The following is a 25,572-nucleotide window of genomic DNA, read 5'->3' on the forward strand; positions in this document are numbered from 1 at the left end:
CTCATTGCGCCGGCGGCAACGCCGGTAAGCTGGCAGCGGTGGTAATATCGCTGCCGGTTTGCATCACTGCTACCGTTTGATGCGGCGCTTTAATGCCGGCCGCATCAAAATGCTTCTTCACCTTATCATCCAGCGCAAAACGTACCGTCCACTGCTTCAGCGGCTGGGTGGTGAATGACACGCGCACGGTAAAGGATTGGTTGGTTAATCCCACTAATCCGGCAAAACTCGGCTCGCCAATCACCATGCCGCGAATCTCCGGGTTCTCCAGCAGCTCTTTCACCGCGCCCTGCAGCGTTTGGTTAACGCGTTCGGTATCTTCACTGCGATCCACATCGTAGTTCGCCACGAACGAGCCGATGCCGCGCACAAAGTTGGCGAAGGTGGTGATCGATGACCACGGAATAATGTGATACGCGCCAGTATCCTGACGCACGCCCACCGAGCGAATCGACATGCGCTCTACGGTGCCGGTGATCGGGCCAATGGTGACTAGATCACCGGTGTTCATGCCGTTCTCAAACTGGATAAAGATGCCGGTGATGATGTCTTTCACCAGCGTTTGCGAACCGAATGATACCGCCAGACCGAGCGCACCGGCACCAGCCAGCAGCGGCGCAATATTCACGCCCACTTCCGACAGCAAAATCATAATGGTGATGGTGCTTATTACGACCGCCAGCGCGTTACGAAACAGCGTCAGCAGCGTACGGGTGCGTGCGCTCGGCATGGGGCGGCCGTGCGAATCCGAGGCGAGGCGACTTTCGATCAGGCTTGCCAGCAGCGTCCAGCCGACTGCCGACAGCAGCACAATGATCACGATACGAATCAGCACATCCACCATTTTTTGGCCGGCGCCAAGCGTGAGCCAGTGCCAGAGATCAAACAGATTCCATGCGTTGAGTAGCAGCAACAGCGTGGCAAACACCGTGACCACGCGCGCCAGTTTCAGCAGCGCTTTCACCCAATCGTTCACGCGCTTTTGCAGCTCGGGATAGTTGCGGCGCATGTCGGGCGACAGCGTGACGGTTTTGCCAATCCAGCGCGTCAGCATGCCGGAAATCAGCGCGGCGATAACCACGATCGCCAGGCTGCGCACCGTGGCGGACATCATAAACTTCAGGCTGTCGCCGGGATTGAAGATCGAGAACAGGAACAGCGCGATAAAGTAGGCGCTGGCCAGCCAGTGCCACACCATGCCAAAGGCGCGGATGAACAGCGCAAAGAAGCTCAAGCTGCGATCGGCAAGACGCGACAGTTCATGATGGATGTTGCTTTTGTTGCGGAAAATCAGCCACAGCGCCCAGCCGGTCATGATCCCCATAATCAGCATGTTGACCAGCGCCGCCACCTGAATATTCACCTGATTGGAGACAATCGGCACCACCACCAGTAAACCGTAACCGATGATGCCGCTTAGCCAGCTCAAACGTGTGTTCCAGTAGCTGGCGCGCGCATCGGTTAAGTGGAAGAAGCGCAGCGAAGGGAAACGCGGGCAGAATATCAGCCGCAGCACCGCTTTAAAGAACTCAATCAGCGCGAAAGCGTTAAGGAAAAGGCCTTGCTGATAGGCGATGGTGCGGTTGTTGTTGTGATAGTTGTCGCTGATGATCTGACCGACAAACAGCGTCAGCGCTAGCAGCACAATATCGAGCACAAAGGCCATCAAGATAGTGGCGGGCAAGTGCAGCCACTTGGTGCGCTCAAGGTTTTGATCGCGTCCCCAGCGGCCCATGCGGCGCCACACCGGCCACATCAGGCGGCGTGTCAGCCAGTAAAATGCAAACACCGCGGCGGAGAGCGCAGCGAAGTATTTCAGCGCGTTGAAGAAGGTTTGCTGGTTAAAGGATTTGTGTGGCGCATTGGTGATGTTGTCATGCAGTTGCACAAACTGCGCGGCCACCGCGCCGCCATATTCACGCGTTACGCTGGTGACGCTCTCCAGTACCGTGAGATCGTCCTGATTGGCCTGCGGCGGCGCCAGCACCGGTTGGTCGCTGGTGGATTGGCTGTTGGCAGCCTGACGTAACTGATCGATCAGCTCCTGACGCGAGGCATTGTTATCCAGAATATTCGCCAGCGCGGCATAGGCGGCTTTTTTCTCGTCTAAGCTGGGTTCGCCTTCGGCTTTATCATCCGCTGCCGGGGTTTGCGACTGCTGTGCTGCGACGGCCGCCTGCGGCAGATTAACGGCCTGCGCCGGGGGAATGAGAAATAGAGTGAACAAACTGAAGAGTAACCACACGGCTGAACGCCATGGTGGGCTGGCAGACGACATCGCTTTTCTCCTTTAGCTTCGCGCAGCGGCACAAGAGAGAAGTATAGTCAGTGATGGAAGGTGAAGATTTTGAAAAGGAAAATTGAATCGTGGTACCTGCCGTAGTGGCGCGATAAATCGCGCCGCTACAAATGGTGCATGTAAAAAACCGCCGCCGAAAATGGGCGACGGTTTAATGGCAGAGCTTAGGATACGTGCTGCAGGAACTCGCGCAGACGGTCGCTCGGCGGGTTGGTGATCAGATCGTCCGGGTTGCCATCTTCTGCGATGGTGCCTTTGTCGATAAAGATCAGACGCGAAGCCACTTTTTGGGCGAAACCGACTTCGTGCGTCACGATGACCATCGTCATGCCTTCTTCCGCCAGATCCTGCATCACTTTCAGTACTTCGTGACGCAGCTCGGGATCCAGCGCTGAGGTTGGCTCATCAAACAGCATCATCTTCGGTTTCACCGCCAACGCACGCGCAATCGCCACGCGCTGCTGCTGACCACCGGAAAGCTCAGACGGGAAGTGGTGTGCACGCTCGGCGAGGCCCACTTTACCCAGCAGCTCACGCGCCAGCTTATGCGCTTCCTCTTTCTTCGTACCACGCACGCGAATCGGACCAAAGGCGACGTTATCCAGCGCGCTCATCTGTGGGAACAGATGGAACTGCTGGAACACCATGCCCGCTTCCTGACGAATCAGTCGCTCATCCACTTTCGGATCATTGACCTTCATGCCATCGACAACCAGCTCGCCGGTGGTGATCTCTTCCAGCTTGTTGATGCAGCGCAGCAGTGTGGATTTACCGGAACCGGACGGTCCGATAATCACCACTACTTCGCCTTGATTAATCTTCAGGTTGATGTTGTGCAGAACCTGAGTCTGGCCGAAATTCTTCGAGACGTTTTTAAATTCAATCACAGAATTTTCATCCTTTTCTCAATACGGCGCAGCACAAAGCTCAACACCAACGTAATAACCAAATAGATAATGGCAACGGCGCTCCAGATCTCCAGCGCGCGGAAGTTACCGGCAATGATCTCCTGACCCTGACGCGTCAGTTCGGCCACGCCAATCACGATAAACAGCGACGTATCTTTGATGCTGACAATCCACTGATTACCCAGCGGTGGCAGCATACGGCGCAGGGCCAGCGGCATGATCACATAACGCAGGGTCTCGCGGCGCGACAGACCCAGCGCCAGACCCGCTTCACGGAAGCCTTTATTAATCGACAGTACCGCACCGCGCGTGATTTCCGCGATATAAGCGCCGGAGTTGATCATGATGGTGACCACCGCCGCGCTGAACGGATCGATACGCAGATCCGGGAACGCCATCGGCAGGGCGAAGTAGATAAACATCACCTGAACCACGATTGGCGTACCGCGAATCAGTTCGATGAAGACTAAGGCGATGTTGTTGGTGATCCAGCCGCCGTAGGCGCGGGCAAAACCGGCAACTAAACCGATAATTAAACCGCCGACCAGGCCGAGGACCGAGATCAGCAGGGTCATTTTGGCGCCTTCGATTAAAATCGGCAGGGCAGGCCAAATGACGCTCCAGTCAAACTCCATGGTGTGACTCCAAAATCTGTTGCGTGGAAATGTAAAAAGCAGGGAGTGTCAGGCTCCCTGCTGGAAAAATCGGCTCAGGCCGCAATTATTTTGGTTCAGTACCGAACCATTTTTTATAGATGGTGTTGTAAGTGCCGTTGTCGCGCAGAGTTTTCAGGGCGCCGTTCACTTTTTCACGCAGGTCGTCGCTGCCTTTCGGGAACGCGATGCCATACTGCTGCGCTTCAATTGACTCGCCTACCGCTTTGAAGCGGCCTTTACCGGCGGTGTTGATGAAGTACAGGATGTTCGGCGTATCGTGCAGCACGGCGTCAGCACGGTTAGTGCCTAACTCCATGTACGCGTTGTCGATGTTAGGGAACTGGCGCAGATCTTTCGATTTGATGTGCGCTTTGGCGTAATCCACCGAACCGGTGCCGCTCTTCACCGCCACCACTTTGCCGTTCAGATCGTCAATGCTCTTAACGTCTTTTTCATTCTCGCGCACCATCACCAGCAGGCCGCTTTTGTAGTAGCCGTCAGAGAACTCGATGGCTTTTTTACGTTCTTCGGTGATGGTGATACCCGCCAGCGCCAGGTCAATGTTTTTGGTTTGCAGCGCAGGAATGATGCCGCTGAAATCCATTGGCTTGAAGGCGTAATCGAGTTTCAGTTCTTTCGCGATGGCATCCCACAGATCGATGTCAAAACCGACGTATTTATCGCCTTGTTTGAACTCAAAGGGAACAAATGCGGTGTCGGTTGCGACGATCAGTTTTTTGTCTGCTGCGGTGGAGGAAAGCGAGAAGGCCAGCGCCAGCGCGGCCACGGAGACTTTAATCAATGACTTCATCATTTTTTTCCTTATTACCCCTCAGGCCTGGTGGCCCGATGTACGGCCTATCATATGAAAAAATTATGCCAACTTTTCATTTTGCTCGAAATCAGTAGTTTTAAGCACTTGCTGACACGATTTTGCGCAGAGGAAAAGTTTTGCACCTTATTGGTGCTTCATTTTGGTGCGTGGTGCTGTTGTGGTGCAGGCACAGTGTGCACCAAGGGCGGGGAGAGCGAAAGAAGGGATTAAGGAAATGTTAACAACGTCAAAAAAAGCACCACAATGTTACAGACGTAAAAAAAGGCGGGATAACCCGCCTTCGTTATAACACTGAAATTTATTCAATATTCGATTCGATAAACCACAGGAATTTATCCAGATCGCGCGATGCCGCAGTGAAGATATCAGCGGTATCTTCATCGCTGACTTCAGTGATAGCTTTACGCGTGTCGTTCGCCACAATCGCATAGCGATCGGCCAGCGCTTTCAGGTGATCCTGCACGCTATGAATGTTCAACGGATAGCTTTTCAGTGGTGTTTTATCGTTAACGATCTGAGTGGTACCCAGCGCCACGCCGCCTAACTGAACTACACGTTCAGCGATAGTGTCCTGGTGATCGGTAATGGCGGTACGGAAACCATCCAGCATCTCATGTACGCCAATAAAGTTGGCGCCACGCATGTTCCAGTGCGCCTGCTTGGTGATCAGCGACAGGTCAATAAACTCCACTACCAGACGGTTGAGCACCTCGATGGTCGCTTTTTTATCGCTGTCAGCGACGTCATTACGGGTGTAAATCAGATCAGACGATTTAGTTTTAACCAGTTTTGCGGTACTCATCATTAATGTCCTCTTATTGATGGTTGTCCTAATCAAGCACGGAAATAAGTATAGCAGCAGTTTTTTAACTTGCAGGGTTGATTAAATCAATGACAGGAATAGATAAACCTTAATATTGCTCAGGGATTGTGCATCTTGATGATTATTTCAGTTAAAACAGATGCTTGTGAGGCATGTTAATTATTTATTAAACGTGTTGCAAAATAATAACGGAAAAATCTTAATACCGCGTTAAAAATGATAATGAGAATGCTTCTATATTTAGCCTGCCGCGCAGCAGGCTGAATTATTGAATATTTATTGCGGATGCGTAATGTCGACTTCGCTTATTTTTGCGCTTTTTTGTTTCATGGTGAGCGTTGAACCGGCCGAGGCGATGATGATCGCCAGCAGCGCAATCCACTGCTTCATCGTCAATAGCTCGCCCAGGAATAACATGCCTGATAACGCCGCCATCGCCGGTTCCAGACTCATTAAGGTACCAAAAATGCGTGCCGGCAGTCGTGTCAGCGCCATCATCTCTAAAGAATAGGGAATGGCGCTGGAGAGCAGGGCGATAAGCAGTGCCAGCGGCAATACTTCCCAATGCCAGATGCCCGGCGCGGCAAAGGTCAGGCCGAGCGGCACAAAAATCACCGAGGCAATCAGCGAACCCATCGCCACCGTCGCCGGACCATGCTCCGCGCCGGCACGCTGTCCTGCAAGGATATACACCGCCCAGCAGGCACCCGCACCTACCGCCAGCAACGCACCGAGCGGATCGATATGACTCATCCCTTCACCGATGGGCAACAGGAACCACAAACCCGCCACCGCCAGCAGCACCCAAAGAAAATCAAGCGGACGACGCGCGCCGATCAACGCCAAAGTCAGCGGACCCAAAAACTCCAATCCGACGGCAACGCCTAGCGGCACGGTGCGAATCGCTAAATAGAAGAGATAGTTCATGCAGCCCAGCGCTAAGCCGTACATCAGCAGCGGTTTGCGCTGCTCGCGCGTGAAGCGCAAACGCCAGGGTTTAAAGATAATGCAGAGAATCAGGGTGCCAAGACCAAGACGCAGCGCGGTAATGCCGGTGGCGCCAACGGTGGAAAACATCGATTTTGCCAGTGAAGCGCCGCCCTGTAGCGAGAGCATGGCAATCAGCAGCACAGCAATAGGGAACAACACCGGGGCCATATTTTTGGTCGTCAGAGGCGCAGACATCCTGTAATCCATTCCTTTTATTTATTAACAGCAGAGCAACAAGCGCTCAGTGTAATGGAATCTCAGGCAAATAAGGAGACGCGAATCGGGGAAATAAGACGCGCTGACAGGTCAGAATTTGGCCATTTTTAGTGCCATTTCCGTAAAGAAACGTCAGGTTAGTTTAGGAATTTACTTAAAGGCATTTTTTGTGATCGTTATTTATGTTGCAGGGATATGATGCTTTTTATAAGTAAAATGAATGACATAGGAAACTTCATTAACTTTCTGTTACACCAAACAATCTGTTAGACAACAAAATGCGGGCAGAGTTTCTTGCTGTTTTTTGTTATATTTAGAGCGTTGTCAGGAGAGAAGTATATTCACATTTGAGGTGGTTATGAAAAAAATTGCATGTCTTTCAGCATTGGCTTGTGTACTTGCAGTTTCTGCAGGTTCTGCCATGGCACAAAGCACCGTTACCGGTGGTTACGCTCAGAGCGATTATCAAGGCGTTGCTAACAAAGCAAACGGCTTCAACCTGAAATATCGTTATGAAGACGGTACTAACCCACTGGGTTGGATCGGTTCTTTCACCTATACCGAAAAAGATCGTACTGATGCTGGCGCTTATAACAAAGCTCAGTACTACGGCATCACCGGTGGTCCTGCTTACCGTCTGAACGACTGGGCGAGCATCTACGGTGTTGTTGGTGTGGGTTACGGTAAATACCAGCAGAACGACAATTCAGTACGTTCTAAGTCTGATTCAAGCGACTACGGTTTCTCTTACGGTGCGGGCATGCAGTTTAACCCAATCGAAAACATCGCTGTTGACGTGGGTTACGAGCAGAGCCGTATCCGCAACGTTGACGTTGGCACCTGGATTGCTGGCGTAGGTTACAGCTTCTAAGTTCTTGCTTAGACCAGTTGCACGACAAACGGTCCTTCGGGACCGTTTTTTTATGGGCGCGATTAACGATTTGCCTGCCGCCAGAAACACAAAGCCCGCTACATGAGCGGGCTTTATTGGAATTTGTATGCGTCAGGAACGTTAGCCACGCCAGATCAGTTTTGGGCACGGACGTTCAACCAGCTGTTTGCCGGTGAGCTTTTCAATCAGCATCAAGCGCAGCGCAAACGGCGAGCGGGTCAACAGGCAGAGCAGCGATCTCAGCTCAAAAGCCGGTTTGCTCTGTTCAGCCTGGAAACATTTGCCACAGTCGAGGCAGTTTTTCATGGTAGTCATGTTCACCTCCCGAGTGAATGACGACATTTCTTTGTAGCCTTTATAAGCTATTCGCTTACATTATCAACAAAGATAGCACTGGCTATACTCTTTAGCCAACACTATTTAGGAAAAATTTGTGCTTATTTGTGCCTGGTTTACAATGGGCGCAGCCAGCCCGCACCGCAGGTAAAGTGCGGCAGATAATAAAGAGGAAGTTAGATGAGTCGTCGTGCAAAAATCGCCACCAACATGCCCCAGGGCCCGCTAAAAGAGATAGAGGAGCATGTCGAAGGATTTCGTCAGGTGCGCGAGGCGCATCGTCGTGAGCTGATCGATGACTACGTTGAATTAATCTCTGATTTGATTCGTGAATTTGGCGAAGCGCGTCAGGTGGATATGGCTGCACGTTTGGGGGTTTCCCAGCCGACCGTGGCGAAAATGTTAAAGCGTCTTGGCACCACCGGTTTGGTTGAGCAAGTGCCGTATCGCGGTGTATTCCTCACCGCCGAAGGCGAGAAGCTGGCTGAAGCGAGCCGCGTCCGCCACCATATTGTTGAAACTTTCCTGTTGGCGCTGGGCGTTAGCCCGGAAACCGCGCGCCGTGACTCAGAAGGCCTTGAGCATCACGTCAGTGATGAAACTCTGGCCGTGTTCCAGAAATTCTACGAGAATCGCTAACTACAAGGCCTTCCGCCATCATGCCCAATCTGCTTCGTTCTTTTATGCGCGATCGTATTTTGCATTTGTTGTTGCTGTTGGGTGTGATCATGTTGCCGCTGGCGAATTTCCGCTGGTCGCAACTGCCTTCCGCTGTGGACTGGCATACCATCATGACGCTTACCGGCTTACTGATGCTGACCAAAGGGCTGGAAAACAGCGGCTATTTTGATGTGCTCGGCGCACGTCTGATTCAGCGTTTCCAGCATGAACGCGCATTGGCGTTATTCATGGTGTGCGCCGCCGCGTTGCTCTCAACTTTTCTCACCAACGATGTTGCGCTGTTTATTCTGGTGCCGCTCACGCTGACGCTGCGTAAATTCTCGCGGCTGCCCATTTCGCGCCTGATCATTTTCGAAGCGCTGGCAGTGAACGCGGGTTCCTTACTGACGCCGGTTGGTAACCCGCAAAACATTCTGCTGTGGAGTCACGGCACGCTTAGCGTGCCCGGTTTCATTGCGCAGATGGCGCCGCTGGCGGCATTTTTACTGCTTTCGCTGATGGCGTTAACCTGGTGGAGTTTCCCGGCGCGCGCGATCCAAAAGCATGAGCAGAGTGAAACTCAGGCGTGGCGCAAACCGTTGTTCACGATTAGCGTGCTGCTGTATATCGTATTTATCGTCGCGCTCGAGCTGAAAATGACCGGCTGGGCGCTGCTGCTGGTGGCGGCCTGTTTCCTGATCATGGCGCGCAGCGTGTTGATCAGCATCGACTGGAGTTTGCTGCTGGTGTTCGTGGCGATGTTTATCGATGTCTTCCTGTTGATGCATTTGTCCTGGCTGCAGCCGCACTTTGCCGCTATTGGTCAGCTAGGCGAGGGCGGAATCTATTTGCTGGCGATTGGCTTGTCGCAATTCATTAGTAACGTTCCCGCCACCATTCTGCTTTTGCAGAAAGTGCCACCGTCGGAGGTGCTGGCGTGGGCGGTGAATATCGGCGGATTTGGCTTATTGCCGGGTTCGCTCGCCAACCTGATTGCCTTGCGGATGGCGCAGGACGCGCGCGTTTGGTGGCGTTTCCACTTGTTTTCTATCCCGATGCTGGCCTGGTCGATGTTAGGCGGATGGCTGCTGTTACACCTCATGCGTTAGCACCGTGCCAATGTCGGCTTATGTAAAGTTGCATTGGCATTTGTCAATTTCCCATCTAAGGTTATGTTGACCGTTTTTGCCCGGGAATCGGGACAACTGCCTACGATGAAAAATTATGGAAAACCAGAATCAACCGTCTGAACGCGATCAGCAGGATCCGCAAAAAACCGCCAATACCCATCAAGATAACAACGAACCAGAACGTAAACGTCCTGGAAAGAAGCCACTGATTTTTCTCGCCATTGTGGTGGTGATTATGATCGTGGTGGGATTATGGTTTTGGCTCACCACGCGCAATATCGAAAGCACGGATGATGCCTTTACCGAAGGCAATGCGGTGACCATCGCGCCGAAAGCGGCCGGATATGTGGTCAAGCTGCTGGTGCGCGATAACCAGCGCGTGAAGCAGGGCGATTTGCTGGTGGAGATCGATGCGCGCGACAGTGAAGCGCAGCGCGATCAGGCTAAAGCCCAGCTTGGTCTGGCCCAGGCGCAGCTGCATCAGGCGCAGGCGCAGTTAGCCTTGTCCCGCGTGCAGTATCCGGCACAGCGCGATCAAGCTCTCGCCGATCAGGCCAAAGCGCAGGCCAATTTGCTCAACGCCCAGGCCGATTATCGTCGCCAGCGCGGTGTTGATCCCCGTGCCACTTCACAGCGCAATATTGATACCGCCGCCGCGCAATTGCGTTCGGCTGAAGCGCAACTGCAAAGCGCTAAGGCGCAGGTTGAAGTGGCTTCTCAGGTGAAGCTGCAAATCCGCCAGCAGGAAACCAATGTGGAAGCGCGTGAGCAGCAGGTTGAGCAGGCGCAGGCGCAGCTCAACACCGCCGAATTGAATCTCTCTTATACCCAGGTTCGCGCACCTTACGATGGCTTTGTCACCAAGCGTAACGTGCAACTCGGCACACTGGTGCAGGCTGGCAGCGCGCTGTTCTCGCTGGTTTCGCCTGAAATCTGGATTAATGCCAATTTCAAAGAGTCACAGCTGGCGCGCATGAAGCCGGGTAATAAAGTGGAAATCAGTGTTGATGCCTGGCCGGATATGAAGCTGGAAGGGCATGTTGATAGCGTGCAGATGGGATCCGGTTCCCGCTTCTCCACCTTCCCGGCGGAAAACGCCACCGGCAACTACGTGAAAATCGTGCAGCGCGTGCCGGTGAAAATCGTTATCGATAAAGGATTGGATCCCAATCATCCGCTGCCGCTGGGCTTGTCGGTTGAGCCGAAGGTCACAGTGGAATGAGTGCGAGCGAAAGCTGGCGTCCGGCCAGCAATCCGTGGCTGGTCGCCATTACGGTGACGCTGGCGGTGTTTATGGAGATCCTCGACACCACCATCGTCAACGTCGCGCTGCCACACATTGCCGGTTCGCTCTCCTCCAGCTACGACGAATCGACCTGGGTTTTAACCTCTTATCTGGTGGCGAACGGCATCGTGTTGCCCATTTCGGCGTTCTTCAGCCGCCTGTTTGGCCGCAAGCAGTTCTTCCTGATTTGCATCGTGATGTTCACCATCTGCTCCTTCCTGTGCGGCATCGCGACGGAGCTGTGGCAGATCATTCTGTTCCGCATCCTGCAGGGCTTTTTTGGCGGCGGATTGCAGCCGGTACAGCAATCGGTGCTGCTCGATTACTTCAAAGCGGAAGATCGCGGCAAAGCCTTTGGTCTATCGTCGATAGCGATTATCGTCGCGCCGGTGATTGGTCCGACGCTCGGCGGCTGGATCACCGACAACTACAGCTGGCGCTGGGTGTTCTTCATTAATATTCCAGTCGGTATTTTGACGGTGATGGCAATTTATCAGCTGTTGGAAGATCCGCCGTGGGAGCGCAAGTGGGATAAAGGCCGCCTGAAGATCGACTACATTGGCATCAGCCTGATCACGCTGGGACTTGGCTGTTTGCAGGTATTCCTCGATCGTGGCGAAGATGAAGATTGGTTTGCCTCGCACTTCATTCGCCTGTTTGCCATGCTGGCGGTAATCGGCATTATCGGCGCCATTTATTGGCTGCTGTATGCACGCAAACCGGTGGTCGATCTTAGCGTAATGAAGGATCGTAACTTCTGGGTGGCGGGCTTGCTGATGGCGGGCATGGCGATGATTTTGTACGGCAGTTCGGTGGTACTTCCCCAACTGGCGCAGCAGGATCTCGGTTACACCGCAACTTGGTCGGGGCTGGTGCTGTCGCCCGGCGCAATATTGATTGTGCTAACGATACCCATCGTGCTGAAGCTGATGCCGATTGTGCAAACGCGCTACATCATCGCGTTCGGCTTCACCTGCCTTGCCAGCGCCTTCTTCTATTCCACCCGGCTTACGCCCAACGTTGACTTCACCACGCTGGTGTTAATGCGCAGCGCGCAGTCGATTGGCCTTGGCTTCCTGTTTGTGCCGCTGACCACCATTGCGTTCATCACCGTGCCGCAGCGATTAAACGCCGATGCGTCGGCGCTGTTCACCATGTTCCGTAACGTCGCGGGTTCGATCGGAATTTCGCTGTCGACGGCGGGCATTACCGAACGCATGCAGACACGATCGGCCAACATGGTGCACAACATGTCGCCGCTCAATGAGCCTTACAATCTCACGCTGCAGCATTGGGCTGATTCGATCCGTAATTTCACTACCGCAGTGGGCGATCCGCTGGTGCTGGCGAGCGGGCAGCTCTACCAGGAGATGATCGCGCAGGCCCGCATTCTGGCGTACATCGACGTATTTACGGGCCTGAGTATCGTGGCTTTGCTATTGATTCCATTTTGTTGGTTGCTTTCGCCGATCAAGAGCGAAGGCAGTGCAGGAGCACATTAAAATGAGTAAGTTTTCGCGCTCTACGCCGTCACTGACGTTGCTGGCGCTGTCACTGTTGCTGGCCGGATGCGCCGTAGGACCTGATTATCAGCCGCCGCAGGCGCACACACCTGGCGGTTACCATGATTTACCTTCACAGCAAGCGTCTAAGCCGCTGGCGGCAGCAACCAATCCGCTGTGGTGGAAAAGCTTTAACGATCCGCAGCTTGATAGCCTGATTGAGCGCGCTATTGCCGGCAACTTAACGCTGCAACAATCGGTGCTGCGTATTGCCGGGGCGCGTGAGCAGCTGGCGCAGGCGCGCGGTGGGTTATTCCCTTCGCTTAACGGCTCGGCAAAAGTGACCCGTCAGCAGCTCGGTTTAAAAGGCTTGCTGAAATCCAACGGCGTTTATGACCAGGTTGATAGCGATGTCGCCAGCCAGCTGAACGGTTTAGACCATTCTGTCACCCTTTATCAGGGCAGCTTTGACGCCAGCTGGGAGCTGGATCTGTGGGGCAAAGTACGCCGCCAGATGGAAGCTGCGGATGCGCAGCAGCAGGCGGCCATAGAACAACGCAACGATGCGCTGGTCTCGCTGGAAGCCGAAGTGGCGCGCGCCTATCTGCAATTGCGCGGTTCGCAGGCGGTGTTGGCGACCTTGCAGCAGCAAATTGAGGTCGCGCAGCAAACCTGGGAACTGACAAAAAGCCAGCAGCAAAACGGCTTAGCGCCGACCACGGATGTGGAAAATGCGCGCGCGCAATTAGCCTCGCTGAATGCGCAGCTGCCGCAATATCAGGCGCAGCAGTTACAGGCGATGAACGGTTTGGCGGTGCTGCTGGGTAAAACACCGGGCGCACTGGATAACGAACTGATGAACAAAAAACCGCTGCCTGATTTGCCGAAATTGGTGCCAGTGGGCATTCCGTCCACGCTGGCGCGGCGACGTCCGGATATTCGTCAGGCTGAAGCCACGCTGCATGCGCAGACCGCGAATATTGGCGTATCCGTTGCCGAGCTGTTCCCCAGCTTGTCGCTCACCGGGCAACTGGGCGTGCGAAATACCGATGCCAGCTATCTGGATGACTGGAGCAGCCACTTCTTTAGCGTTGGTCCGTCGCTGTCGATTCCAATTTTTCAGGGCGGCCGTTTAGTCTCCAGCGTAAAACTGGCGCGCGCGCAGCAAGCCAGCGCGGCGCTCGATTATCGGCAAACGGTATTAACTGCGCTGCAGGATGTGGAGAACGCGTTGGTCAGTTATCGCGCCGATCAGCAGCAGGTTATAGCGCTGGATGAAACCACCGGCGCACTGCAGCGTGCATTTGATTTGGCCAGCGACAGTTATCGTCAGGGTATTTCCACCTTCCTCGATGTATTAGATGCGCAGCGACAACTGGCGCAAGCTAAAGCGCAATCGACACAGGCGCGGATGCAAAGTGCACTTGATTTAGTGGCGTTATATAAAGCGCTGGGCGGTGGCTGGGAACCTTATCAAAACGTCAATTTGCCGGACTATTCTGTGTTTGGTCCCGCAACGGAAGTGCATTAATTTCCCTTAGCAGCCGGTTAAACACCGGCTTTTTTTATCGGCACGATATGAAAAAATGAGATTCTTCTCTCATCCCGGGCAATATAATAATCCGTGATGAAAACAGGTTTTACGTTACACCATTAATCCTTGCTTACCATTATGCTCACTAATGCTGCAGCGCGTAATAGCCGCTAAATGATTGTTTATTACCTGGGAATATTGCTTTGAAATCGATTCCAGTTGCTACATATGGAACACATTACGCTTGTTAATTCAGGGTTAATTAAAGCGGTTATCCGCGTTTTAAACCCTAACGTAAGAAATATGTAAGCAACTTCAGATTAATCCGGGCAATAAAATTAATTTATTTTTTTATTTGAATTAGGTAATCTTGCCACTACAGTTTATTTAACCCCCTTAAGCAAGGACATTGTGATGAGTGACGCATTTAAAGTTCTGAACAACATTCGCACATTACGTGCGCAGGCTCGTGAACTGCCATTGAGCGATCTGGAAGAAATTCTGGAAAAATTAACGGTTGTCGTGACTGAACGTCGTGACGAAGTAAACGCTGAAGAAGCGCAGAACCGCGAAAAAGAAGAGAAGCTGTCTAAATATCGCGAAATGCTGCTGGCTGATGGTATTGACCCGAACGAATTACTGGGCGCTCTGGAAGTTGGTAAAAAACGCGCTAAGCGTGCACCACGCCCGGCAAAATATTCCTACACCGACGAAAACGGTGAAGTAAAATCATGGACCGGTCAGGGCCGTACACCAGCAGCGATTAAAAAAGCGCTGGATTCAGGTAAAAGCCTCGACACTTTCCTGATCAAATAATCCGCACAATCCTTGTAAGTGGGAGCCGGGGGCAAATGCCCCCGGCTTTTTTGTTGTTTTTATTTCTTTATGAGCAACAACACCTTTAGCCCAACGTAACGTCTGCCTCTGGCGCAGAGGTGGCGTCCGGGTGCCCGCTTCTGGCATAATGCCCGCTGTTTTTTCCTCCACTGCGTAACAAAGGTCAATGCCGTGTTAGTTTCCAGCAATATCACCATGCAGTTCGGCAGTAAGCCGCTGTTCGAAAATATCTCCGTTAAATTTGGCGGCGGTAATCGTTACGGTTTAATCGGTGCGAACGGCAGCGGTAAATCTACCTTTATGAAAATACTGGGCGGCGATTTGGCGCCAACGGGTGGAAATGTTTCCCTCGACCCAAATGAGCGTATCGGTAAGTTACGTCAGGACCAATTTGCCTTCGAGCAATATAGTGTGCTGGACACCGTGATCATGGGCCACAATGAATTGTGGGCAGTGAAGCAAGAGCGTGACCGTATATATGCATTGCCAGAAATGAGCGAAGAGGAAGGCTATAAAGTGGCCGACCTTGAAGTCGAATATGGCGAGATGGACGGTTACAGTTCAGAATCACGTGCCGGTGAATTATTACTGGGCGTTGGCATTCCTGTGGAGCAGCATTACGGTCCGATGAGCGAAATTGCGCCGGGCTGGAAATTGCGTGTCCTTTTAGCGCAGGCATTATTTGCCAATCCTGATATTTTGTTGCTCGATGAACCGACCAACAACCTGGATATCGATACCATTCGTTGGTTGGAGCAAGTGCTCAACGAACGTAACAGCACCATGATCATCATTTCGCATGACCGTCACTTCCTGAATATGGTGTGCACGCACATGGCGGATCTGGATTACGGCGAACTGCGCGTTTATCCGGGTAATTATGACGAATATATGACCGCGGCTACCCAGTCACGCGAACGTTTATTATCGGATAACGCCAAGAAGAAAGCGCAAATTGCCGATCTGCAATCGTTTGTTAGCCGTTTTAGCGCCAACGCCTCTAAATCGCGTCAGGCGACTTCGCGTGCTAAACAGATTGATAAAATTAAGCTGGAAGAAGTTAAAGCCTCCAGCCGTCAAAACCCGTTTATCCGTTTTGATCAGGATAAGAAGCTGTTCCGTAATGCGCTGGAAGTTGAAGCGCTGACCAAAGGTTTTGATAACGGTCCGCTGTTTAACAAACTCAACCTGATGTTAGAAGTCGGCGAGAAATTGGCGATTCTCGGTGCCAATGGTATCGGTAAAACTACGCTGCTGAAAACGCTGGTCGGTGAACATACGCCGGATAGCGGCACAGTGAAATGGTCTGAGAATGCGCGCATTGGTTATTACGGCCAGGATCACGCGGAAGACTTCGCTGACGATCTGACGGTATTCGACTGGATGAGCCAGTGGAAGCAGGAAGGCGATGACGAGCAGGCGGTGCGCAGTATTCTTGGTCGTCTGCTGTTTGGTCACGACGAGATCAACAAGCCCGCTAAGGTGCTGTCCGGTGGTGAAAAGGGTCGCATGCTATTTGGCAAGCTGATGATGCAAAAGCCAAACATCCTGATCATGGATGAACCGACTAACCACCTGGATATGGAATCGATCGAATCGCTCAACATGGCGCTGGAGATGTACGAAGGCACCCTGATTTTCGTCTCGCACGACCGTGAGTTTGTGAGCTCGCTGGCTACCCGCGTGATGGAGATGAAAGCCGATCGTATTATCGACTTCACGGGTAATTACGAAGATTACCTGCGCAGTCAGGGCATTGTTTAAGGCTTGTGAGGTTTCGGCGCCGATCAGGCGAAAATGCCGGGTCGCTGCGTAACGACGGTGTAAATATTTCCCTGTAACCTCGGCCGCCGCATCCCTGCGGCGGAGGCTTTACTCCGGACCCGGCATACACGCCTTTATGCACGTCAGCTGCCAGCGTTATACCTCGCGCAAGGTCGTCATTCATGGCGACCTGATTCACCGCACACTTCACAATGCGCATCCTGCTCCACCTTCATGCTGCGGAACTCCGCGCTCATCGCGTCGTACATCAATAAGCGTGCGCTAGCGGGTTGACCGAAAGCCGTCAGCACTTTTAAGGTTTCCATCGCCTGCATAGCACCGACCACACCCACCAACGGCGCCATCACGCCAGCTTCCACGCAACTTAACACCTGATCGCCAAACAAACGGCTGATGCAGCGATAACACGGCTCGCCGGGCTGCCAGGTAAACACGCTGAGCTGGCCTTCCATGCGAATCGCTGCGCCGGAAATCAGCGGCACCTTGTGCTGAAAACAGAGGCGGTTGATCTGCTCGCGGGTATCGACGTTATCGGTGCAATCCACCACCGCATCATGGCGCGCAATTAACGTGCTGAGCTGCGCGTCATCCAGCTGCGCATCAATCGGCTCCAGCTGGCAATGCGGATTAATTGCCGCCAACTGCTGCTGCGCCGAGGCGACTTTCGCTACGCCAATTTTCGCATCACTGTGCAGGATCTGGCGCTGGAGATTACTGAGGCTAACGCTGTCGAAATCGAGCAACGTGAGATGTCCCACACCCGCCGAGGCCAGATAGGGCGCCGCCGCACAGCCGAGTCCGCCGAGGCCGATCACCAACACCTGTGCCGCCTTTAGCTTTTCCTGGCCATCAAAATCAAAACCGCGCAGGACAATCTGACGGTTATAGCGCAGCATCTCTTTATCGCTCAACTCAACGCTCATTAGCCCTCCAGCAGGCTATTAAAGGCTTCGATCTCCACCCATTCGCCCGGTTCCACATCGCCGCGCTCGCGCTCCAGCACCATAAAGCAGTTGGCCAGCGCGAACGAGCTGAACACGTGCGAACCTTGCGCACCGGTGCTGCGCACTTCCAGCACGCCATCGTCACCGCGGCTGAGAATCGCACGTTGGAAGTCGAGACGACCCGGCGATTTCTTCAAACGCTGGGTGGCGCGCGCACGTTGGCGTAGCGGCATGATGCGCGTGGTTTGGCCGGTTAAGGTGGCCAGCAGCGGCTGAACTAATTGATAGAAGGTTACCGCCGCAGAAACCGGATTGCCCGGTAAACCGCAGAACCAGCTGTTGGCCAGGCGACCAAAAGCAAAGGGTTTGCCCGGTTTGATCGCCAGTTTCCAGAAGGTGATAGCGCCGAGCTCTTCCAGTATCGCACGGGTGAAATCGGCTTCGCCAACCGACACGCCGCCGGTGCTGATCACCACATCGGCCTGGCGATCGGCTTCGGTAAAGGCGGTACGCAGCGCCGCCTGATCGTCGGCAATCACGCCGAGATCGATCACTTCGCAGCCCAGCTTGTTAAGCATTAACGCCACGGTAAAGCGGTTGGTATCGTAAATCTGACCTTCCGCCAGCGGCTGGCCGACCGCCTGCAGTTCATCGCCGGTGGAGAAGATTGCCACGCGCAGTTTGCGCAGCACGCTGACTTCAGCAATCCCCAGCGACGCCAGCAGCGGCAGTTCGGCCGCACCGAGGCGCACACCGGCGTCCAGCACCTGTTTGCCCGCCTGAATGTCTTCACCGATGCGACGAATATTTTGCGCAGCCTGCACCGGCGCGGTAATGACAATGCCGCCGTCGCGTTGCTCCGTTTGCTCCTGCATCACCACGGCATCACAACCGGCGGGAATTGGCGCGCCGGTCATGATGCGGATCACGCTGCCCGCGGGCCACGCACCGTTAAACGGCGCACCGGCGAAGGCTTTACCGGCCACCGGGAACACGCGATCGGGTGCGATGTCGGCCAGACGCAGCGCGTAACCATCCATCGCCGAGTTATCAAACGAGGGCACATCGAGCGGCGAGTTGATCGGCCTGGCGGTGATACGTCCGGCGGCCTCAAACAGCGAGACGTTGATCGAATCGCTAATCGGCGTCAACTGTTGCAGCATCTTTTGCTGCGCGTCTTCGAGGGAGATTAATCCTGCGGTAAAAGGTTCCATGTCCATCTCTGTCTGGTTAATTTCAGATGCGGTCTATTATGGGTAATGCGTGGCCGTTAAGCGAGAGTGCACTTTACTCAATCACTGCACATTTCGTGGCGGCGCAATTTATCGCGCGATAAATCGCGCCGCTACGGAATGTGCGAATGGTAAAAATGGTTTTCCTGTTTTACAGGTGCGCATCCGCTAAGCACATCACAACCAAAAAAGCATAATCCACAATAAAAGGTTATGACCGCGCAGGCAGTTTCTGCTTTACAAGATGAGGGTGCCTTTCTATAGTCGAAAATTGCCAAAAAAAGATGAAAACCATTCTAAATCAGTGTTTTTGGTTCTGATTCCTTAACAGGGTACCGGTTATGGCTAAAGCAGTTATCGCAATTCACGGCGGTGCAGGCGCGATTACGCGTGCGGCAATGAGCGCCGAAAAAGAGCAGCACTATCGTCAGCAACTCACCGCAATCGTTACCGCAGGCCAGCAAATTCTTGCGGCGGGCGGCAGCGCGTTAGATGCCGTTACCGAAGCCGTACGCCTGCTGGAAGAGTGTCCGCTGTTTAACGCGGGCAAGGGCGCGGTGTTCACTCATCAGGGCACGCATGAACTCGATGCCAGCATTATGGATGGCCGCACGCTGGACGTCGGCGCGGTCGCGGGCGTCAGCCACATCCGCAATCCGATTCTGGCGGCGCGTAAGGTGCTGGAGAATAGCCCGCACGTACTGTTTATCGGTGCGGGCGCAGAAGCTTTCGCCGCTGAGCAAGGTTTAGCGCCGGTCGACGCCGATTTCTTCTCCACGCCGGAGCGCTGGGAGCAGCTGCAGCGCGCGCTGCACAGCCAGCAGATGGTGCTGGATCACGATGGCGAAGCAAACAGTCACAGCGACGATCCGCTGGACCCGGATCGCAAATTCGGCACCGTCGGTGCGGTCGCGCTCGATCTTCAGGGTAATCTGGCGGCCGCCACCTCAACCGGCGGCATGACCAACAAACAGGCCGGTCGCGTGGGCGATTCGCCTTTAGTCGGCGCAGGCTGCTACGCCAGCAACGACACCGTAGCGGTCTCCTGTACCGGTACCGGCGAAGTGTTTATCCGCACGCTCGCCGCTTACGACGTGGCGGCGCAGATGCATTACGCCGGACGCTCGCTGCAACAGGCCACCGCCAACGTCATTCATGACAAAGTGCAGGAGCTGGAAGGCAGCGGCGGGCTGATTGCCATTGACGCCGCAGGCAATGTGGCGCTGCCGTTTAACAGCGAAGGCATGTATCGCGGATTCGCCTATGTGAATGGTGATGTTGAGGTAGCGATTTACCGCGACAGCTAAGGAGCAGGCATGACGGACCAACAGCTGCAGTTTGCGCCGGAGCAGGTTCTGGCGGTGCGCGATCTTAACGTGCGCTTTGAGCATGAAGGGCGCATTACCGAAGCGGTACGCAACCTGTCGCTCGACCTGCATCGCGGTGAAACTCTGGCGCTGGTGGGCGAATCGGGCTCGGGCAAATCCGTCACCTCGCTGGCGCTGATGCGCTTGATTCAGCAGGCCGGCGGCGAAGTGAGCGGAGATATCCAGCTGCGGCGTCGCAATGGCGAGGTGCTGGATGTGATGCGCGCGTCGAACGGTCAGATGCGCAAAGTGCGCGGCGCCGATATGGCGATGATCTTTCAGGAGCCGATGACCTCGCTCAACCCGGTGTTTACCGTTGGCGAGCAGATTGCGGAATCCATCCGTCTGCATCAGGGAAAAAGTCACCAGCAGGCGCTGGCGGAAGCGCGGCGCATGCTCGATCTGGTGCGCATTCCCGAAGCGCAAAATGTGTTATCACGCTATCCGCATCAACTCTCGGGCGGCATGCGACAGCGCGTAATGATTGCCATGGCGCTGTCGTGCAAACCGGCGCTGCTGATTGCCGACGAACCTACCACCGCACTCGACGTCACTATTCAGGCGCAAATTCTGCAGTTGATCCGCGTGCTGCAAAAAGAGATGCAGATGGGGGTGATTTTCATCACCCATGATATGGGCGTAGTGGCGGAGATGGCCGATCGCGTGCAGGTGATGTATCGCGGCGATGTGGTAGAGCGCGCGTCGGTGCAGCAGCTGTTTGCCGACCCGCAGCAGCCCTATACCCGCGCGTTGCTGGCGGCGGTGCCCAAACTGGGGGCGATGCACGGCCAGCCGCTACCGGCTAAATTTCCCTTATTGCATAGCAACGGACGTGAAGAACTGGCCGCACCGCAGGACACGGTGCGTCACGATCGACCGCCGATTTTGCAGGTGCGCGATTTAGTCACGCGCTTTGATATTCGCGGCGGTTTACTCAATCGCGTTAAACGCCGCGTGCACGCGGTCGAGAAAGTCAGTTTCGATCTCCATGCCGGTGAAACGCTGGCGCTGGTGGGGGAATCCGGCTGCGGAAAATCCACTACCGGGCGTTCGCTGCTGCGGCTGGTAGCCAGCCAGGGCGGTACCATTACTTTTGACGGCCAACGCATCGATGCGCTGCAGGGCAATGCGCTGGCGTCGCTGCGTCGCGATATCCAGTTTATCTTCCAGGATCCTTACGCCTCGCTCGATCCGCGTTTGACCGTGGGTTTTTCGATCATGGAACCGCTGCTGGTGCACAAAACGCTGGATCGTCGTCAGGCAGAGAAGCGCGTTGCCTGGCTGCTGGAGCGTGTCGGCCTGCTGCCGGAACATGCGCAGCGTTATCCGCACGAATTTTCCGGCGGCCAGCGCCAGCGCATCTGCATTGCGCGCGCGCTGGCGCTCAATCCCAAAGTGGTGATCGCCGATGAATCGGTGTCGGCGCTGGATGTGTCGATTCAGGCGCAAATCATCAACCTGATGCTCGATTTACAGCGTGAATTTGGTATCGCTTTCTTATTTATCTCGCACGATATGGCGGTGGTGGAACGCATCAGCCATCGCGTGGCGGTGATGTATCTCGGACAAATTGTGGAAATGGGGCCGCGTCAGGCGGTATTTGAGCAGCCGCGCCATCCCTACACAAAAAAACTGATGGCCGCGGTGCCGGTGGCCGATCCGGCCCATCGGCATCGTGAGCGGGCGCTGATGGTGGATGAGATCCCCAGCCCGATTCGCCCGCTGGGCGATGAGCCAGAAGTGGCGCCTTTACTGGAAGTGGCACCGGGCCATTTTGTCGCCCGGCACGCAATTAGCGGCGCCTGAGCAGCAAACAACCGCACATCTTTGGATGTCGCGCATGACAGGGATTACAGGAGAACGATAACGATGCACCATATTATGCGAAAAGGGGTTATCACTGCCGGTTTGTTGAGTTCGGCGCTGGCGCTGCCCGCGTGGGCGGCGAAAGATGCGGTGATTGCGGTGGCCTCGACTTTTACCACGCTCGATCCGTATGACGCTAACGATACGCTGTCGCAGGCGGTGGCGAAGTCCTTCTATCAGGGCTTGTTCGGCTTCGATAAAGACATGAAGCTGACCAACGTGCTGGCGGAAAGTTATCAGGCGAGCAGCGACGGCCTGACCTACACCATTAAGCTGCGCGCCGGCGTGAAATTCCAGGATGGCACTGACTTTAATGCCGAAGCGGTGAAGGTGAACCTCGATCGCGCCAGCAATCCGGATAACCATCTCAAACGCTATAACCTGTTCAAATATATCGCCACCACCGAAGTGGTCGATCCGAGCACAGTGAAAATCACCCTGAAGCAGCCGTTCTCGGCCTTCATTAATAATCTCGCGCATCCGGCGGCGGTGATGATTTCCCCGACCGCGCTGAAGAAATATGGCAAAGAGATCGGCTTCCATCCGGTAGGAACCGGCCCGTTTGCCTTTGATACCTGGAACCAGACCGACTTCGTGAAAGTGAAGAAGTGGGACGGCTACTGGAAAAAAGGCTATCCGAAGCTGGATAGCATTACCTGGCGTCCGGTGGTGGATAACAACACCCGCGCGGCGATGCTGCAAACTGGCGAAGCGAGCTTTGCGTTCCCGGTGCCGTTCGAGCAGGCCAAACTGCTGGAAGGCAACAGCAAGCTCGATGTGGTCACCACGCCGTCAATCATGCAGCGCTACATCAGCCTCAACGTGACGCAAAAGCCGTTTGATAATCCGAAAGTGCGTGAAGCGCTGGAGTACGCCATCAACCGTCAGGCACTGGCAAAAGTCGCCTTTGCCGGTTACGCCACGCCAGCCACCGGCATCGTGCCGCCGAGCATCGACTTTGCGCAGAGCTATCCGGCAATCAAATATGATCCGGCCAAAGCGCGCGAACTGCTGAAAGAAGCGGGCTTCCCGAACGGTTTCGAAACCACGTTGTGGTCTTCGCACAACCACAGCACCGCGCAGAAAGTGCTGCAGTTCACCCAGCAGCAGCTGGCACAGGTGGGCGTGAAGGTGAAAGTGACGGCGATGGATGCCGGTCAGCGTGCCGCTGAAGTAGAGAGCAAAGGGCAGAAAGAGAGCGGTGTACGCATGTTCTACACCGGCTGGTCCGCCTCGACCGGTGAAGCTGATTGGGCGCTGACGCCGCTGTTCGCCACCACTTCATGGCCGCCAGCCATCTTCAACACCGCCTTCTACAGCAATCCGCAGGTGGATAAAGATCTCGCCGATGCGCTGAAAACCACCGATCGCGACCAGAAAGCTAAGCTGTACAAAGACGCGCAGGATCGCATCTGGAACGATCATCCGTGGATCCCGCTGGTGGTGGAACAACTGCTGTCAGCCAACAATAAAAACCTCAGCGGTTTTTATGTCATGCCCGATACCTCATTCAATTTTGATGAGGCCGATCTGAAGTAACAGACGCGGCCAGCCTTAGCGGGCTGGCCGATGCTGCGCAGGACTTCGCATGCTCAACTATTTTCTCAAACGATTACTGGGACTGATTCCCACGCTGCTGATTGTGGCGGTGCTGGTGTTCCTCTTCGTCCATTTGCTGCCAGGCGATCCGGCGCGCCTGATTGCCGGCCCGGAAGCGGATGCCTCAGTGGTGGCGCTGGTGCGTCAGGATCTCGGCCTCGATCAGCCGCTGCTCAAGCAGTTCTGGCACTTTATGATCAATGCGGTGCAGGGCGATTTCGGCCATTCGCTGGTCTCGAAACGTCCGGTAATTGACGAAATTGCCGCGCGCTTTTTCCCGACGCTGTGGCTGACACTCAGCAGCATGGTGTGGGCGGTGATATTCGGTATGGCGATTGGCATCACCTCGGCGGTGTGGCGCAATCGCTGGCCGGATCGCATCGGCATGACGCTGGCGGTGTCAGGCATCTCGTTCCCGGCGTTTGCGCTCGGCATGCTGCTGATGCAGGTGTTTTCCGTCGAGCTCGGCTGGTTGCCGACCGTTGGCGCGGATAGCTGGAAACACTACATTTTGCCATCGATCACCTTGGGTGCTGCGGTGGCGGCGGTGATGGCACGCTTCACCCGCGCGTCGTTTGTGGAGGTGATGCAGGAAGATTACATGCGCACCGCGCGCGCCAAAGGGGTGCGCGAATCGCTGGTGGTGGTGAAACACGGCCTGCGCAACGCGATGATCCCGGTGGTCACCATGATGGGCCTGCAGTTTGGTTTCCTGCTCGGCGGCTCGATTGTGGTGGAAGTGGTGTTCAACTGGCCAGGCCTGGGCCGCTTGCTGGTGGATTCGGTCGAGATGCGCGATTACCCGGTGATTCAGGCCGAAGTGCTGCTGTTCTCGCTGGAGTTCATCCTGATTAACCTGATTGTCGATGTGCTGTACGCGGCAATCAACCCGGCAATTCGCTACAAGTAAGGAGTTGCAATTGAAGAACTGGCGACGAGCCGCGGCATTGAAAACCCTGCCGACTATCACGGAAAACCGGGTACGCACGCCGTGGCGCGAATTCTGGCGACGCTTTCGCCGTCAGCATGTGGCGCTGCTGGCCGGAGTGTTTGTGCTGCTGCTGATCGTGGTGGCGTTTATCGCGCCGCTGATTGCGCCGTTTGATGCGGAAAACTATTTCGATTATGACCGGCTAAACGAAGGGCCGTCGCTGATGCACTGGTTTGGCGTTGACTCGTTGGGGCGCGATATCTTCAGCCGTGTGCTGGTGGGCACACGTATTTCGCTGATAGCCGGTTTCTTCTCGGTGGCGATTGGCGCGCTGATCGGCACCGTTTTAGGCCTGCTGGCGGGCTATTACGAAGGCTGGTGGGATCGCATCACCATGCGTATCTGCGATGTGCTGTTCGCTTTCCCCGGCATTCTGCTGGCGATTGCGGTGGTGGCGATTATGGGCAGCGGCATGAGCAACGTGATTGTCGCGGTGGCGATCTTCAGCATTCCGGCGTTTGCCCGTTTGGTGCGCGGCAATACGCTGGTGCTGAAACATCAAACCTATATTGAGTCGGCACGCAGTATTGGCGCGTCGGACTGGACCATTATTATGCGTCACATCCTGCCCGGCACGGTGTCGTCGATTGTGGTCTATTTCACCATGCGTATCGGTACCTCGATTATCACGGCGGCGAGTTTGTCCTTTCTCGGCCTCGGCGCGCAGCCGCCCACGCCGGAGTGGGGCGCGATGCTCAATGAAGCGCGCGCCGATATGGTAATTGCGCCGCATGTCGCCATCTTCCCGAGCCTGGCGATTTTCCTCACCGTGCTGGCGTTTAACCTGCTGGGTGATGGTTTGCGTGATGCGCTGGATCCGAAATTGAAGACCTGATGGTGAGTCCGGTCGCCATTTATGGCGACCTCTTTAATAACCGCACTACT

At 54.8% G+C, this 25,572-nt stretch carries 22 protein-coding genes; 13 read left to right on the plus strand and 9 right to left on the minus strand.

From position 1 onward, the window contains the following. Window position 1: 1 nt before the first annotated feature. The 6 genes from ybiO to rhtA form a co-directional block, all read right to left on the minus strand. The gene (gene ybiO, locus ACYAC5_RS06495) at window positions 2-2,278 is read right to left on the minus strand and encodes a mechanosensitive channel protein (RefSeq protein ID WP_462062618.1); all 2,277 of its coding nucleotides are present in this window, start codon (window positions 2,276-2,278) and stop codon (window positions 2-4) included. Window positions 2,279-2,463: 185 nt separating this feature from the next. Then, on the minus strand, window positions 2,464-3,186 hold the full coding sequence (glnQ, locus tag ACYAC5_RS06500; protein ID WP_110865810.1) for a glutamine ABC transporter ATP-binding protein GlnQ: 723 nt from the start codon (window positions 3,184-3,186) through the stop codon (window positions 2,464-2,466). Further along, on the minus strand, window positions 3,183-3,842 hold the full coding sequence (gene glnP / locus ACYAC5_RS06505; RefSeq protein ID WP_007887744.1) for a glutamine ABC transporter permease GlnP: 660 nt from the start codon (window positions 3,840-3,842) through the stop codon (window positions 3,183-3,185). The genes glnQ and glnP overlap by 4 nt, the downstream gene beginning before the upstream one ends. An 85-nt stretch (window positions 3,843-3,927) precedes the next feature. Beyond that, window positions 3,928-4,674, minus strand: a complete 747-nt coding sequence (glnH, locus tag ACYAC5_RS06510) for a glutamine ABC transporter substrate-binding protein GlnH (RefSeq protein ID WP_036647919.1) — start codon at window positions 4,672-4,674, stop codon at window positions 3,928-3,930. Between the two features lie 322 nt (window positions 4,675-4,996). Next, window positions 4,997-5,500, minus strand: a complete 504-nt coding sequence (gene dps / locus ACYAC5_RS06515; RefSeq protein ID WP_036620516.1) for a DNA starvation/stationary phase protection protein Dps — start codon at window positions 5,498-5,500, stop codon at window positions 4,997-4,999. A 297-nt stretch (window positions 5,501-5,797) separates the two neighbouring features. Then, entirely contained in the window at window positions 5,798-6,706 is a 909-nt protein-coding gene (gene rhtA, locus ACYAC5_RS06520) for a threonine/homoserine exporter RhtA (protein WP_462062620.1), read from the minus strand. Window positions 6,707-7,085: 379 nt separating this feature from the next. On the opposite strand from rhtA, the gene ompX reads away from it, so the two are divergent. Continuing rightward, window positions 7,086-7,598 (plus strand): outer membrane protein OmpX, encoded by a 513-nt coding sequence (ompX, locus tag ACYAC5_RS06525; protein ID WP_101761014.1) that lies wholly within the window; start codon window positions 7,086-7,088, stop codon window positions 7,596-7,598. Between the two features lie 141 nt (window positions 7,599-7,739). Here ompX and ACYAC5_RS06530 read toward each other — a convergent pair whose 3' ends face one another. Further along, window positions 7,740-7,934, minus strand: coding sequence for a hypothetical protein (locus ACYAC5_RS06530; RefSeq protein WP_462062623.1), 195 nt, complete (start codon window positions 7,932-7,934; stop codon window positions 7,740-7,742). 201 nt (window positions 7,935-8,135) lie between these two features. Between ACYAC5_RS06530 and mntR the strand changes: the two genes are divergently transcribed. The 7 genes from mntR to ACYAC5_RS06565 all read left to right on the plus strand — a co-directional run bounded on the left by mntR (window position 8,136) and on the right by ACYAC5_RS06565 (window position 16,667). Beyond that, window positions 8,136-8,594 (plus strand): manganese-binding transcriptional regulator MntR, encoded by a 459-nt coding sequence (gene mntR, locus ACYAC5_RS06535; protein ID WP_101761012.1) that lies wholly within the window; start codon window positions 8,136-8,138, stop codon window positions 8,592-8,594. 20 nt (window positions 8,595-8,614) lie between these two features. Continuing rightward, complete coding sequence (locus ACYAC5_RS06540; RefSeq protein WP_137385455.1) at window positions 8,615-9,724, plus strand: SLC13 family permease; 1,110 nt, start codon at window positions 8,615-8,617, stop codon at window positions 9,722-9,724. Window positions 9,725-9,839: 115 nt separating this feature from the next. Next, window positions 9,840-10,967 carry an HlyD family secretion protein gene (locus ACYAC5_RS06545; RefSeq protein WP_176970930.1) on the plus strand — a complete coding sequence of 376 codons (1,128 nt, stop codon included), beginning with the start codon at window positions 9,840-9,842 and terminating at the stop codon, window positions 10,965-10,967. Then, the gene (locus tag ACYAC5_RS06550; protein WP_101761009.1) at window positions 10,964-12,532 is read left to right on the plus strand and encodes a DHA2 family efflux MFS transporter permease subunit; all 1,569 of its coding nucleotides are present in this window, start codon (window positions 10,964-10,966) and stop codon (window positions 12,530-12,532) included. Before ACYAC5_RS06545 ends, ACYAC5_RS06550 begins: the two co-directional genes overlap by 4 nt. Window position 12,533: 1 nt before the next feature. Then, complete coding sequence (locus tag ACYAC5_RS06555; RefSeq protein ID WP_101761008.1) at window positions 12,534-14,063, plus strand: efflux transporter outer membrane subunit; 1,530 nt, start codon at window positions 12,534-12,536, stop codon at window positions 14,061-14,063. 417 nt (window positions 14,064-14,480) lie between these two features. Continuing rightward, window positions 14,481-14,882 carry an H-NS family histone-like protein gene (locus ACYAC5_RS06560; RefSeq protein ID WP_101761007.1) on the plus strand — a complete coding sequence of 134 codons (402 nt, stop codon included), beginning with the start codon at window positions 14,481-14,483 and terminating at the stop codon, window positions 14,880-14,882. A 192-nt stretch (window positions 14,883-15,074) separates the two neighbouring features. Next, window positions 15,075-16,667, plus strand: coding sequence for an ABC-F family ATPase (locus ACYAC5_RS06565; protein ID WP_064741202.1), 1,593 nt, complete (start codon window positions 15,075-15,077; stop codon window positions 16,665-16,667). A 176-nt stretch (window positions 16,668-16,843) separates the two neighbouring features. Here ACYAC5_RS06565 and moeB read toward each other — a convergent pair whose 3' ends face one another. Both moeB and moeA read right to left on the minus strand, forming a co-directional pair. Further along, entirely contained in the window at window positions 16,844-17,611 is a 768-nt protein-coding gene (gene moeB / locus ACYAC5_RS06570) for a molybdopterin-synthase adenylyltransferase MoeB (protein ID WP_462062625.1), read from the minus strand. Next, the gene (gene moeA / locus ACYAC5_RS06575) at window positions 17,611-18,846 is read right to left on the minus strand and encodes a molybdopterin molybdotransferase MoeA (RefSeq protein ID WP_462062627.1); all 1,236 of its coding nucleotides are present in this window, start codon (window positions 18,844-18,846) and stop codon (window positions 17,611-17,613) included. The genes moeB and moeA overlap by 1 nt, the downstream gene beginning before the upstream one ends. Before the next feature lie 359 nt (window positions 18,847-19,205). On the opposite strand from moeA, the gene ACYAC5_RS06580 reads away from it, so the two are divergent. The 5 genes from ACYAC5_RS06580 (at window position 19,206) to gsiD (ending at window position 25,522) form a co-directional block, all read left to right on the plus strand. After that, window positions 19,206-20,171: an isoaspartyl peptidase/L-asparaginase family protein gene (locus tag ACYAC5_RS06580; RefSeq protein WP_101761004.1), complete on the plus strand. Its 966-nt coding sequence runs from the start codon at window positions 19,206-19,208 to the stop codon at window positions 20,169-20,171. Between the two features lie 9 nt (window positions 20,172-20,180). Further along, a complete protein-coding gene (gsiA, locus tag ACYAC5_RS06585; RefSeq protein ID WP_217547131.1) occupies window positions 20,181-22,037 on the plus strand; it encodes a glutathione ABC transporter ATP-binding protein GsiA in 1,857 nt (618 codons plus the stop codon). Window positions 22,038-22,100: 63 nt separating this feature from the next. Beyond that, window positions 22,101-23,636, plus strand: coding sequence for a glutathione ABC transporter substrate-binding protein GsiB (gene gsiB / locus ACYAC5_RS06590; protein WP_192413917.1), 1,536 nt, complete (start codon window positions 22,101-22,103; stop codon window positions 23,634-23,636). A 49-nt stretch (window positions 23,637-23,685) separates the two neighbouring features. Continuing rightward, window positions 23,686-24,606: a glutathione ABC transporter permease GsiC gene (gene gsiC / locus ACYAC5_RS06595; RefSeq protein ID WP_217547126.1), complete on the plus strand. Its 921-nt coding sequence runs from the start codon at window positions 23,686-23,688 to the stop codon at window positions 24,604-24,606. A 10-nt stretch (window positions 24,607-24,616) separates the two neighbouring features. Next, the gene (gene gsiD / locus ACYAC5_RS06600; protein ID WP_192236551.1) at window positions 24,617-25,522 is read left to right on the plus strand and encodes a glutathione ABC transporter permease GsiD; all 906 of its coding nucleotides are present in this window, start codon (window positions 24,617-24,619) and stop codon (window positions 25,520-25,522) included. Window positions 25,523-25,572: the final 50 nt, after the last annotated feature.

The organism is Pantoea sp. y20, from assembly GCF_054903455.1.

Coding starts and splice junctions, on each gene's coding strand:
- ybiO (WP_462062618.1), bottom strand. CDS start 2,278: ATGTCGTCTGCCAGCCCACCATGGCGTTCAGCCGTGTGGTTACTCTTC.
- glnP (WP_007887744.1), bottom strand. CDS start 3,842: ATGGAGTTTGACTGGAGCGTCATTTGGCCTGCCCTGCCGATTTTAATC.
- glnH (WP_036647919.1), bottom strand. CDS start 4,674: ATGAAGTCATTGATTAAAGTCTCCGTGGCCGCGCTGGCGCTGGCCTTC.
- dps (WP_036620516.1), bottom strand. CDS start 5,500: ATGAGTACCGCAAAACTGGTTAAAACTAAATCGTCTGATCTGATTTAC.
- rhtA (WP_462062620.1), bottom strand. CDS start 6,706: ATGTCTGCGCCTCTGACGACCAAAAATATGGCCCCGGTGTTGTTCCCT.
- ompX (WP_101761014.1), top strand. CDS start 7,086: ATGAAAAAAATTGCATGTCTTTCAGCATTGGCTTGTGTACTTGCAGTT.
- ACYAC5_RS06530 (WP_462062623.1), bottom strand. CDS start 7,934: ATGACTACCATGAAAAACTGCCTCGACTGTGGCAAATGTTTCCAGGCT.
- mntR (WP_101761012.1), top strand. CDS start 8,136: ATGAGTCGTCGTGCAAAAATCGCCACCAACATGCCCCAGGGCCCGCTA.
- ACYAC5_RS06540 (WP_137385455.1), top strand. CDS start 8,615: ATGCCCAATCTGCTTCGTTCTTTTATGCGCGATCGTATTTTGCATTTG.
- ACYAC5_RS06545 (WP_176970930.1), top strand. CDS start 9,840: ATGGAAAACCAGAATCAACCGTCTGAACGCGATCAGCAGGATCCGCAA.
- ACYAC5_RS06550 (WP_101761009.1), top strand. CDS start 10,964: ATGAGTGCGAGCGAAAGCTGGCGTCCGGCCAGCAATCCGTGGCTGGTC.
- ACYAC5_RS06555 (WP_101761008.1), top strand. CDS start 12,534: ATGAGTAAGTTTTCGCGCTCTACGCCGTCACTGACGTTGCTGGCGCTG.
- ACYAC5_RS06560 (WP_101761007.1), top strand. CDS start 14,481: ATGAGTGACGCATTTAAAGTTCTGAACAACATTCGCACATTACGTGCG.
- moeB (WP_462062625.1), bottom strand. CDS start 17,611: ATGAGCGTTGAGTTGAGCGATAAAGAGATGCTGCGCTATAACCGTCAG.
- moeA (WP_462062627.1), bottom strand. CDS start 18,846: ATGGAACCTTTTACCGCAGGATTAATCTCCCTCGAAGACGCGCAGCAA.
- ACYAC5_RS06580 (WP_101761004.1), top strand. CDS start 19,206: ATGGCTAAAGCAGTTATCGCAATTCACGGCGGTGCAGGCGCGATTACG.
- gsiA (WP_217547131.1), top strand. CDS start 20,181: ATGACGGACCAACAGCTGCAGTTTGCGCCGGAGCAGGTTCTGGCGGTG.
- gsiB (WP_192413917.1), top strand. CDS start 22,101: ATGCACCATATTATGCGAAAAGGGGTTATCACTGCCGGTTTGTTGAGT.
- gsiC (WP_217547126.1), top strand. CDS start 23,686: ATGCTCAACTATTTTCTCAAACGATTACTGGGACTGATTCCCACGCTG.